The sequence below is a fragment of the Rothia sp. HMSC064D08 genome (assembly GCF_001809525.1).
Taxonomy (GTDB): Bacteria; Actinomycetota; Actinomycetes; order Actinomycetales; family Micrococcaceae; genus Rothia; species Rothia dentocariosa.
On the sequence record NZ_KV797900.1, the window covers coordinates 706,685 to 717,772 of the forward strand.

Genomic DNA, 11,088 nt, shown 5'->3' on the forward strand with positions numbered 1-11,088 from the left:
ATTAAGAGTCAATTGCTCTGCCAATTGAGCTAGAGGCGCTTACTTGGGGTGATGTATCGCATTCGTACGACAACAGATAAATACTATACGGATAATTAATATTTCACGCAAGTTACATATAAGTGACGCTTCACACAAACTCTCATTTTTTGTTTTCGCTCATGCTCTCGATGGCACCGCAGTACCTCATCTCATGGCACGCCCTCACGAAAAACCTCCCAGAGATCCTATAAACCCCGTACACTAAATAGAACGTTTACGGCAACACATGCAATACCGAGAACATCTACTTTTAAGGAGAAACCATGAGCACCCGACTAGAGCCCGGCACAAAAGCCCCAAGTTTTACCCTTGAAGATTACACCGGTCAGCAATATTCCCTAGCGGATTACGCAGGGCATAAGGTCATTCTCTACTTCTATCCCAAGGCTTCAACACCCGGATGCACCAAAGAAGCTTGCGATTTTCGAGATAACCTTGCCTCTTTGAAGTCACTCGGATACGTTGTCTTAGGTGTTTCCCCCGACAAGCCCGCAGCTTTAGAGAAGTTCACCGCCAAAGAGTCTCTCACCTTCCCCCTTCTCTCCGATGCCGATCACGCTGTCGCACTCGCCTACGGTGCATGGGGCGAAAAGAAAAACTACGGCAAAGTCTACGAAGGACTTATCCGATCTACATTCGTCATCAATGAGCAGGGCATCATAGAGCTGGCGCAATATAACGTACGCGCCACCGGCCACGTTGCTAAGCTGCGCCGCGACCTGGGGATTGACCCCAAATAACCTAATTTTTCTGTTTGTATAGTCTTATATCCTCGTGTAGACTTTCCTAGGTAGCTTTGCTCACCGCGCGCGAGTGGTGAAATTGGCAGACACGCAGGATTTAGGTTCCTGTGCCTTACGGCGTGGGGGTTCAAGTCCCCCCTCGCGCACCAATCTTGAGTCCGCAGCGTCTTCCTTACCGAAGAAGTTGCGGACTTTTTGTTATATACCGCACAGCAGAGTACCCTGGCGCTATACCCCCAAGCTTACAATTCACTGTAAGTCGTGCCTAAAACCCTCTTTGGGTATCGCGGCGTTTAATCGTGACGTTGTATTCTAAAAGAATAGTGTTTTCGCCCAGACATAAACGCCTTATCAACCACGCATTACCTATCACGGTTCAGTAATCACCATGAAAGGGCTTGTCCGTGAATCATCTTTCCCCAACCGATGCCTCCGGTATCAGCTATAGCGGTATCAGCCGCCGCACTGCGCTGCGGTTAGGGTCTCTTCTGGCAGCAGGTTATACCTTGACGGCCTGCGGTGATTCGACGCCTAATAACGATTCAGGAGACAGCCGCAGGATCTTTAGATTTGCTCAAGGCGCGGCACCCTACTCTCTAGATCCCGCCTTTGACCCAGTCTCCCCAACGTACCGTGTAACAGCACAGATTCTTGAAACTCTCGTGGGCGCCGACCACTACACAGGTACTCCACAAGAGGCGCTCGCCTCCTCGTGGACGATTAGCCCGGATGGTCTGACCTATACGTTTACGCTCCGGGAAGGGGTCTCATTTAGCGATGGCACTCCCCTCACTGCAGAAGCAGTACTGCGTAATGTACAGCGGTGGCAGGCGTTAGCAACATCCCCAGAAACGGCGGCACGCTGCGTTCCCTTTCAGCCGCTCTACGGCTGGGGTTTTGGTAACATTGTGCACTCCAACTCGCCACACGCAGGTAAAGCATCACAGGAGGCAAGCTCTTCACCGTCTGCCGCCGCAACGCAAACCCCTTCGGCTCAGGAAGACACAGATACACCCAAGGCCGATACACCAAAGACTGATGAACACACCGAGCAGATACCTTTACGTTATGCTCCCCTCGTTTCCGATGTGCGCGTCACCGACTCCAAACTTGTGTTTACGCTTGTACGTCCTTCACAAGCGTTCTTGCGGATTCTGACCCAACCGGCTTTCGGCATCGTTTCACCTGAGGCACTTACCGAGAACCACCGTATCAAAGAGATGCCCATCGGTACTGGGCCCTTTAAAATCTCAACGCCCGCTTCGCAAAATACCGATATCGTTCTCATACGCAACGATAAATTTGTGAGTATCAAGCAGGAAAAGATTGAACTCGACGAAATACATTTCTCGACTCTCAATTCTTCCGACAAGCGTTACTATGCTCTCGTAGACAATAAAGTTGATGCCTGCGATCAAGTAAGCGGCAATGACTTAGGGCCTCTAGGGCGTGAAGGGTTCCTGTACCCGCTGCGTGATCCCTTCTCGCTTCTTTATCTGGGGTTCAACCTTGCGCATCCGGTTCTCAAAGATATTTCGGTGCGCCGAGCTATCGCGCGAGCTGTCGATCGCGGTGCCCTCATCCGATATTACCTTTCTGGAACTTCTGAAGCACTGCACCTTATGCCTAGGCTTTTTCGTACCTCGGATGACTCTCTGGAACGTCTGTATAAGCGAGATGTTGACCAAGCAAAATCGTTGCTCGCAGCCTCAGGTTACACAGGCGAAACTATCGAATGCTACTACCCTATTGATGTTTCACTTCCGTGGATTATGTCACCCCAAAAAGTCTATTCTGAGATGATCGGAGCTCTTCTCGATATTGGGCTCAATATTAAACCTATTCCACTGAACTGGTCCGATTATCATGCCCGCGCTACGGAAATAAATACTACTCGCGGCATTCTCCTCGGTGGTTTCTACGGAACCTATCGTGATCCTTACGCTTTTCTTGGGCCGGTTCTTGCACCTCTTCTGGTGGCGCAGTGGATCGATGCTATGGGATTAAACCCCGTATCGCACGATACCCCCGAGGCGAAGGCGCATCCCACCGATTCTCCGATTCCATCACCGTCAGCAAGCGCTGCCCCGAAGGACAGTTCCGAAGCCGAAACATCGCCTACCCCGTCTCCCAGCATCACTCCTGCAAAGGTAGAACCTGCGCCTACGCTGGAACAGATTATGAGTAAGATCCGCGAAGCCGACAGCGCCACTTCTTTAGACGAACAACGTGAAAAATATCGTTCCATCAACCAGGATTTAGCGGCATTTATGCCTGCGGTCCCACTTTTGAACGTTACGTCTAACATAGGTATTAATCGACGTATTATTGGTTACGAAACCGAACAAAGCGCTATCGAGCTCTTTGCTAAAGTGCGAATTTCCTAAGGCTTCTGTTGTGGAATTTAATGTATTTCGCAGAATTTCCTCACTCTTTTGTGAACTACATTACTGATTCTGGATTTTTCTCAGTGGAATGTGTACCTACAGACCCTCAGGGAGTACGCTAGAGTCATACAACTGTCATATGACCGTGCCCAAAGCCGGGCACCAAACCCCTGGGAGTATCAGTGGTAGCACGTACTGAACAGACCGATGTCGTCCTTGTGGGCGGCGGTATTATGAGCGCAACGCTTGGTGTCTTTTTGAAGGAATTGGAACCCACCTGGAATATTACTCTTCTGGAACGCCTTGATAAGCCCGCACAGGAGTCTTCGAACCCGTGGAATAACGCTGGCACCGGTCACTCTGCACTGTGCGAGTTGAATTACGCCCCCGCTGGTCCCGACGGAAAAGTAAGCGCCGATAAAGCCTTAGGTATTAATGAGCAGTTCCAGATTTCACGTCAGTTCTGGGCTTCCCTTGTGAATGAAGGTATTCTGCCCAATAACGATTTCATCCACCCTGTACCCCATATGTCCCTTGTATTCGGCGAAGATCATTCCAAGTACCTTGCGGCACGTTACGATTCCTTCCGCCAGCAGAAGCTCTTTGAGCGAATGCAGTTCTCCAAGGAACGCGACCAGATCGCTCAATGGGCACCCTTGACGGTCAAGGGCCGCTCCGAGGGAGAATCAGTCGCAGCTACCTGGGCTCCGGAAGGTACCGACGTTGATTTTGGTGCGCTTACCTCCGGCATGATCGACTATCTGCAATCTCAGGGAGTCGAAGTACGCTACGGCTACGAGGTTAAGAACCTTGACCGTGAATCTGACGGTGCGTGGACTGTGTCTGCTATTAACCGCATCAATACCAAAGAACCCCTGAAAATCCATACTAAATTTGTTTTCCTTGGTGCTGGGGGCGGTGCCTTGCATCTACTCCAAAAGTCGGGAATTGAGGAAGGCAAGGGGTACGGCGGCTTCCCGGTTTCGGGTCTGTTCCTGCGCAATACCAATGAAATTACCGCCGCTAAGCATAATGCAAAGGTGTATGGTCAGGCATCCGTAGGCGCTCCTCCGATGTCTGTTCCGCACCTGGATACTCGATATGTTGATGGTAAGCGTTCTCTGCTTTTTGGACCTTATGCTGGGTTCAAGACTAATTTCCTGAAGCAAGGGTCTCTCCTTGACCTGCCTCTCTCACTTCGTCTGCACAATATTTATCCCATGACTCGTGCGGGTCTCGATAACCTGTCGCTCGTCAAATATCTGCTCACCGAGTTGGTTAAAGATAAGAATGCGCGTCTGGAGTCCCTGCACCGCTACTACCCTGAGGCTAACGGCGACGAGTGGGAACTCATTGAAGCGGGTCAGCGTGTGCAAATTATGAAGAAGGATGCGAAGAAGGGCGGAATTCTGCAATTTGGCACCGAGGTTGTTTCTTCGGCCGATGGGTCTATCGCCGCTCTGCTTGGCGCATCACCGGGGGCTTCAACCGCAGCACCCATTATGCTGAACCTACTCAAGAGGTGCTTTCCCTCTCAGTTTGCAGGTTGGGAGTCGCGCATCCGTGCTCTGGTTCCGGGGTATGGGGTTAAACTCAACGATAATCCGGATCTCGCTGACGAAATTATGGCTCACACTGCACATACCTTAGATATCGCCAACTAAGATACACTTGAGGTGCTGACTCGAAAACCTTCGTCCTGTTCCCTGCCATACGCAGGTTTTTGGATGGAGGTTTTCGCTGTTAAGTAATAGTACAACTCTTCAGTGGAGAGAACTCATACGTGCCGCGCTCTATCGTTCCTCCTCATGAGAAAAACTATTTCCTGTATTATTGCCACAAGTACTTGGTACTCCTAAGCGCCGCACGCAAACACCAAGACAAGGAACGCTTCTATGGCACGACGCCGCAAAAAATCACTTCCTCATTCAGAATATGTAAAAATACGCGAATTTCCTCAGGGCAGTATCGCCTATATTTTTCGACGCGCGGGTTTTTCCTTTGGAGCGCACGGGGGAACAGATCTAGCCGCAGCGCTCACCTATTTCACGGTGCTCTCTGCATTTCCTGCTCTGCTCGCGATCCTGTCACTCCTGGGAATTTTTGGGCAGGGAGAAGACAGCGCCAAGGTAATCTTAGAGTTCCTCCAAGAGCGTGCCCCTCAGCAAATGTACTCGATTCTGGAAGGACCTATTCATCAGCTAACCAATGGACAAGGCGCCGGGTTTGCATTAATCATTGGTATTCTCAGTGCGCTCTGGTCTGCCTCCGGATATGTAGGGTCTTTCGGGCGCGCACTCAATAACGTATACGGAGTACGCGAAGGACGACCCGGGTGGTTCCTCAAACCCTATAACGTACTCATCACTACCGGGGTTATAGTGCTTGTGGTTCTCATGATGCTGATGTTCCTCTTGGGAGCATCAGTTCTCGACTGGGTTGCGCCCTATATGCCTGGAGTAGATATAGAACTCATCAAGGTTCTGTGGCTCAATGGACGTTGGGTTTTAATTCTCATTCTTGCGGTATTTCTCATTGCGATGCTCTACACTGCAACACCCAATGTGCGGCGTCTTAAAATTCGGTGGACCTCGCCGGGAGCCGTTATCGCCTTGTTTGGCATGGGATTAGGCGGATTAGGCTTTACCATCTACACCAATAATTTCAGCAAATATAACGCTACCTACGGACTTATCGGTGGTGTCATCGTCATGCTGGTGTTCCTCTGGATCATGAACAATATGCTGGTCTTTGGCGCTCATGTCGATGCTGAATTTGAACGGATGCGCCAGATTGTGGCGGGTGAGGATATCGACGGAAAACTGCGTGTGGAACCCCGCGACACCCGAGCCATTACCAAGTACCAGGAAAAGTTAGAGGTCCTAAGCTCAAGTGCCCAAGAGATCCAAGATCTTGCAAGCGGTCAGCAGACGCTGCCCAAACCGCCCGAGCCCTCAATCCTCGAACGGGTGCAGACTGCTGTTTCTACCAACACTGAGATGCTTCGACAGGCTGTTTCCGATACCCGTGCAGGGGCGACGGAGGCACAATCCTCTGAGGATTCTGGGGACGTGAAGGAGAAGGCTTCGGAGTCCTCTCAAAAACATACCCGCGATTCCACTCCACACAGCGATAATCCTCAAAACGGCAGCTCCAAGCGTCAAGACTCTTCGCGAGACACGCTTTTTTAAGTGCAGCATGAGCGGCACATGCACTACCGGATAGACCCGTGGTAGTTGGCGGAAATATACCGCACCCACCACGATTGTGTTTGTCATAAACGTGATTTTTCGCCCCACACGTCATATATATTTTCGTCTACACAATCAGCACGCGCAGGTGCAAAAATATACATATGTGTGAGACTCCCATACCGCCTTTTGAATACACCCGCTACACACCTGCAAACGCGGAAAAAGGTACAACTCCCGTTCTGTTTCTGCACGGCTTTGCAACCCGTAGCGACCAGCTCTGGGGCGGTACCGGCTGGATTCGTCAGTACATTCGGGCGGGTATACCCGTGCTAACCGTCGATTTACCTTTTCACGGGCGAAAATACCTCAAAGACTCCAACTTTACGGTACATGCCAAACTCCCGGTGGGAACAATCGAAGAACACGGTATTTTTCCGGTCGTCCAGACCACAGTGTCAGAAGATGGTTCACCGCAGAACGGCATGGTTCTCTTTGCTGATACGCTTTCTGCTCTCCTTGACGAACTTGCTATCCAGCAAGTACATGGCGTGGGTTTTTCCTTCGGGTCTAGGGTAGGGTGGGAGCTCGCTCTGAGGCACCCATCTCGCGTTGCATCGCTTATTCTGGGCGGTATGCCCCTGCACAATCACCTCGAAGCCCTGCACTCTATGCTTTCTGCCTCGTGCGCTGATGATGCCATTACCCAAGATCCTGCGACAGAAGAAGCCTTTACCAGCATTATTGAATCGTCACCGCTACGCGCCAATGCTCTCCTTGATTTTGTGCATATACCCTTCGGCGAGTTCTTCTCACTGCCGTCTGTGCTTGCAGACTCTACGCGCATTCCCGTTATTCACGCTGCGAACCCGCCTTTCCCGTACCCTCGTGTTCCTCTGCTGATCGCAATCGGTTCCGAAGACTCCATCGCTGCCGACGGACGTAGGCTATATCCCCTGCTCCAGAGGGTACATCCGTATCTAAAATTTCTTGATATTCCGGGGCGGGATCATGTGAGCGCCTTAACCTCAGGCGTTTTTAGGCGCAACGCTTTAGCCTTTGCGCACGATTCTCAGGGAAGTAACCGGCAAGCAGTATAAGCATCTTTCATGCGCACCAACACGCTTAGCTTATAGCTATTCATATGTACAGACCCTAGTGATAGCCCTAGAATGGAAAGACGTATCAAGAAATCTTGATGCGTCAGAACATGTGGTCATACATGCTCTATGCGACGGGTAAAGCCGCACGAGGTCCCGAAAACTTCTTCAACGATCCCGAAGGGAATAAGCCAAAGCATGCACAAGGTTAAAGCTGTTGTAGCGCTAGCTAAGAACGAGCCCGTTACCGTAACGACTATTCACGTACCCGATCCCGGTCCGGGCGAGGCTCTCGTGAAGGTTCTTACCTGCGGTGTTTGTCAAACAGATCACCACTATGTTGCAGGCGGTGTGGGCGATGATTTCCCCTACCTGTTGGGGCACGAATCAGCAGCCGTAGTGGAGGCAGTTGGCGATGACGTAACCGATATTGCCCCCGGAGATCTTGTGATCCTCAACTGGCGTGCGGTCTGCGGTGAATGCCGTGCATGTCGTAAGGGCGAGTCACAGTATTGCTTTGCTACCCATAACGCTACCCAGAAAATGACTCTAGAGGATGGCACCGAGCTCACTCCTGCTTTAGGCATTGGCTCTTTTGCTGAGAAATCCCTTGTCGCAGCGGGTCAGTGCACGAAGATTACCGCCGATATTTCGCCCGAGCAGTACGCCGCTATTGGACTGCTCGGGTGCGGTGTGACCGCAGGCCTGGGTGCCGTTCTCAATACGGGTGCGCTCAAACGCGGAGAATCCGTGGCCGTTATTGGATGCGGCGGTGTAGGCACCGCAGCAATCGCTGGCGCGCAGCTGGGCGGAGCAACTACCATTATCGCCGTTGACATTGATGACGATAAGCTCGAACGCGCACGTCAGCAGGGTGCAACACACACCGTGAACTCCGCCAAGGTAGACCCGGTCGAGGCTATTCGGGAACTGACCAGCGGGTTTGGTGCGGATCTGGTAATAGATGCGGTAGGTATCGCCCCCACCTTCAAGCAGGCTTTCGAGGCACGCGATCTTGCCGGGCGCGTGGTACTTGTGGGAGTTCCTGAGCCTGGCACCACCTGGGATATTCCCCTGGATGAGGTCTTCGGGCGCGGCGGCTCTATTAAGAGCGCCTGGTATGGTGATACGCTGCCTTCGCGCGACTTCCCCGAGTTCGTGGATCAGTACCTGCTCGGTCGCCTCGATCTAGACGGCTTTGTCTCCGAGCGTATTAAGCTGGAAGACGTCAATGATGCCTTTGAAACCATGAAAACCGGTCGAGTGCTGCGTTCCGTGGTGGAACTTTAAAACCGGGAAAGGAACTCTCATATGACTGAAATTATTGAACGGGTTGTTACTCACGGAACGTTCTCGCTCGACGGCGGCACCTGGGAAGTCGATAATAACGTGTGGATTATTGGTGATGACCAGCGTGTGACAATCATTGACCCCGCGCATGACGTCGATAAAATCGCAAAAAAGGTTGCCGGGCGCACGGTCGAGAGGATTCTACTTACCCACGCTCACGATGATCATATTCGCTCCGCGCAAGAAGCCGCCGAGCGTTTTAAAGCATCTGTCTACCTAAACCCTGAGGATCGGGTGCTCTGGGAAATGGTGTACCCCTCTTGGGACTTCGACGAGCCCCTGCATGACGGGCAGAAAATCAGTGCTGGTTATACCGAGCTACATGTGATCGCTACCCCCGGGCACTCCCCCGGGTCGGTCTGTTTCTATGCACCTGAACTGAGCTGGGAGAACAGCGAAGGCGTACTCTTTTCGGGCGATACTCTCTTCAAGGGCGGTCCCGGAGCGACTGGGCGTTCCTACAGCGACTTCGACACTATTATCGACTCCATCGAGTCGAAGCTGCTCACCCTGCCCGAATCCACTGCGGTTCTCACGGGTCACGGAGACTCCACAGGCATCGGTGTAGAGGCACCCGATCTAGACGCTTGGAAGAAACGCGGGCACTAAGAACCTCACGGCTCTTTTGCTCATATATGAGGTGGTACAGGTTTTCCTCTCGAAGACCCGTACCACCTCATATATTATTCATAAGGGTAAGTCCTGCTTGCTGATCAGCCGTCTAATGGCGCCAGTTGTTCCTCGTAGCGGCGGCGCCAGAGATACCCGTAAAGATGCCCCATGCAGAAGTACAGGCAAGCGGCAACGATCGGAACGATAAAGGCGTTACGGTAGTAGGGCCCGCTTCCCAGGTACCCTCCCCAGGTAGCGCCAAAAGTAAGCCCTAGTGCCATAGCACCACTAATATAGAAGCTCATCTGGGTGTCGGGAGTGCGTACCAGCACATGCGCCAAAGCTAATTTATGGCCGCCAACAACAATTCCTAACGCCACGCCGTAGATTGCTAGGCCTACCATCATCATTGATATTCGATCGACAGTAGGCAGTAAAAGTGCAGCCAGTGTGAGCACAACGCCGCTCGAAAGCCAACCGTGCCAAGGAACAATTTTATCTGCGCCTAAAAGCACCGGAAGCATAGTGATAACAGCCGTCCCCAAGCATATTGTAATCATCAAGGGGTAGAGCGATAATGCATTGTGATTGAGAGCGAATCCCAGCAGAGCTGAACCGATAGATCCGATGCATCCGCTGATAACCATGAGTCCCAAGATCAGAACCATACTTATAGAATCTGAGGGTGTCTCCTGTACATGCGGTTGTGCGGTTCCATCTGCTCGCGCCACGTCTGAACCTGAGGGGAGCGACTTTGGAGTTCTAGGAAGTACGTTGGGGATAAGAACGACAACAAATATTAACAAACCAGCCAATAAAATAGCCGCCCAGAACCCAGCGTTAATACCCATAAGGCTGTTCAGAAGCACCAAGACAAATGCAGCCAGAGGATACAGCGCCAGCTTTTCGACATTCGTCCATGCAACCATGACAAAAAGCCACTCAGGATCAGAAGTTTTTGTGGGATTATACCGAGCTTCATGCACAATCACAGGCCATGGCGGAAGGGTATAGCCCGCCAGCATACATGCCGCCGCATACTCAAAAGTCGTGACCGAGGCTGCGGCCTCCGTAGCCAGCATATTTGACAGATGCATGAGGTACAGTACCGCAGGAATATGCAGAACCGCGCTGCCTCCTAATACGAGTCTAAGACCGCAATAACGCTCCAAAATCGGGGTTGTCGATATCTTGAGGGTATAGGCAAAGGCAAGAGCCCCTACAGCATAGCCGCCATCATGCACTGTATGCAGATTTCGTGCAATTACCAGAAAAAGGGTCATACCGATCAGGGCAACAGGCATGTGCATCATAACGTCAAATGCGCTGTAAAGAAATCCTTCTTCGCGCCGTGTGCGGATAAGGTATCTTAGGCGAATCCTCAACATTCCCAGAAAGCTGCGACCGTGAGCACGGGTCGCTTCTCGCAGATCGTATTCTTCGTGAGGAACCACAATATTTGTCTGAAGCCCAGAGCTCCAGCGGGGTACTCCGGTCCCTAAAGAGCTATGCCGCTGTTGCGAGGGCTTGTTAGTAATGCGCGTACCAGACGCACCAGAACCTAACGGTGTAGGTGAGGTTCTCTCACCGCCGTCTCTTCCGGATGTGGTGGGGCGCATCCTGTTCTCCTTGGGGGTGTTTGAGGCCGGTCTTCTCAACCGTC

Annotated in this window: 8 protein-coding genes and 1 tRNA gene; 8 read left to right on the top strand and 1 reads right to left on the bottom strand. The window is 51.8% G+C overall.

The window, feature by feature from the left end:
• The first annotated feature begins 305 nt into the window (after nucleotides 1-305).
• The 8 genes from bcp (at nucleotide 306) to HMPREF2625_RS09800 (ending at nucleotide 9,422) form a co-directional block, all read left to right on the top strand.
• Nucleotides 306-782 carry a thioredoxin-dependent thiol peroxidase gene (gene bcp, locus HMPREF2625_RS09765; RefSeq protein WP_070524208.1) on the top strand — a complete coding sequence of 159 codons (477 nt, stop codon included), beginning with the start codon at nucleotides 306-308 and terminating at the stop codon, nucleotides 780-782.
• A 67-nt stretch (nucleotides 783-849) separates the two neighbouring features.
• A tRNA-Leu gene (locus HMPREF2625_RS09770) sits at nucleotides 850-934 on the top strand.
• 255 nt (nucleotides 935-1,189) lie between these two features.
• Complete coding sequence (locus tag HMPREF2625_RS09775; RefSeq protein ID WP_070524210.1) at nucleotides 1,190-3,172, top strand: ABC transporter substrate-binding protein; 1,983 nt, start codon at nucleotides 1,190-1,192, stop codon at nucleotides 3,170-3,172.
• Nucleotides 3,173-3,354: 182 nt separating this feature from the next.
• Nucleotides 3,355-4,836 (top strand): malate:quinone oxidoreductase, encoded by a 1,482-nt coding sequence (locus HMPREF2625_RS09780; protein WP_070524211.1) that lies wholly within the window; start codon nucleotides 3,355-3,357, stop codon nucleotides 4,834-4,836.
• Nucleotides 4,837-5,067: 231 nt separating this feature from the next.
• Nucleotides 5,068-6,363, top strand: coding sequence for a YihY/virulence factor BrkB family protein (locus tag HMPREF2625_RS09785; RefSeq protein WP_070524213.1), 1,296 nt, complete (start codon nucleotides 5,068-5,070; stop codon nucleotides 6,361-6,363).
• Nucleotides 6,364-6,527: 164 nt separating this feature from the next.
• Nucleotides 6,528-7,463 (top strand): alpha/beta hydrolase, encoded by a 936-nt coding sequence (locus HMPREF2625_RS09790; RefSeq protein ID WP_070524215.1) that lies wholly within the window; start codon nucleotides 6,528-6,530, stop codon nucleotides 7,461-7,463.
• Nucleotides 7,464-7,661: 198 nt separating this feature from the next.
• A complete protein-coding gene (locus tag HMPREF2625_RS09795; protein WP_070524217.1) occupies nucleotides 7,662-8,753 on the top strand; it encodes an S-(hydroxymethyl)mycothiol dehydrogenase in 1,092 nt (363 codons plus the stop codon).
• A gap of 21 nt (nucleotides 8,754-8,774) precedes the next feature.
• A complete protein-coding gene (locus HMPREF2625_RS09800) occupies nucleotides 8,775-9,422 on the top strand; it encodes an MBL fold metallo-hydrolase (protein ID WP_070524219.1) in 648 nt (215 codons plus the stop codon).
• Nucleotides 9,423-9,526: 104 nt separating this feature from the next.
• On the opposite strand, the gene HMPREF2625_RS09805 is transcribed toward HMPREF2625_RS09800, so the two are convergent.
• Nucleotides 9,527-11,044, bottom strand: coding sequence for a hypothetical protein (locus tag HMPREF2625_RS09805; RefSeq protein ID WP_070524221.1), 1,518 nt, complete (start codon nucleotides 11,042-11,044; stop codon nucleotides 9,527-9,529).
• Nucleotides 11,045-11,088 lie beyond the last annotated feature (44 nt).

Excerpts from the sequence above, each read along its gene's own strand:
- bcp (WP_070524208.1), top strand. The coding sequence starts at position 306 with ATGAGCACCCGACTAGAGCCCGGCACAAAAGCCCCAAGTTTTACCCTT.
- HMPREF2625_RS09785 (WP_070524213.1), top strand. The coding sequence starts at position 5,068 with ATGGCACGACGCCGCAAAAAATCACTTCCTCATTCAGAATATGTAAAA.
- HMPREF2625_RS09790 (WP_070524215.1), top strand. The coding sequence starts at position 6,528 with ATGTGTGAGACTCCCATACCGCCTTTTGAATACACCCGCTACACACCT.
- HMPREF2625_RS09795 (WP_070524217.1), top strand. The coding sequence starts at position 7,662 with ATGCACAAGGTTAAAGCTGTTGTAGCGCTAGCTAAGAACGAGCCCGTT.
- HMPREF2625_RS09800 (WP_070524219.1), top strand. The coding sequence starts at position 8,775 with ATGACTGAAATTATTGAACGGGTTGTTACTCACGGAACGTTCTCGCTC.
- HMPREF2625_RS09805 (WP_070524221.1), bottom strand. The coding sequence starts at position 11,044 with ATGCGCCCCACCACATCCGGAAGAGACGGCGGTGAGAGAACCTCACCT.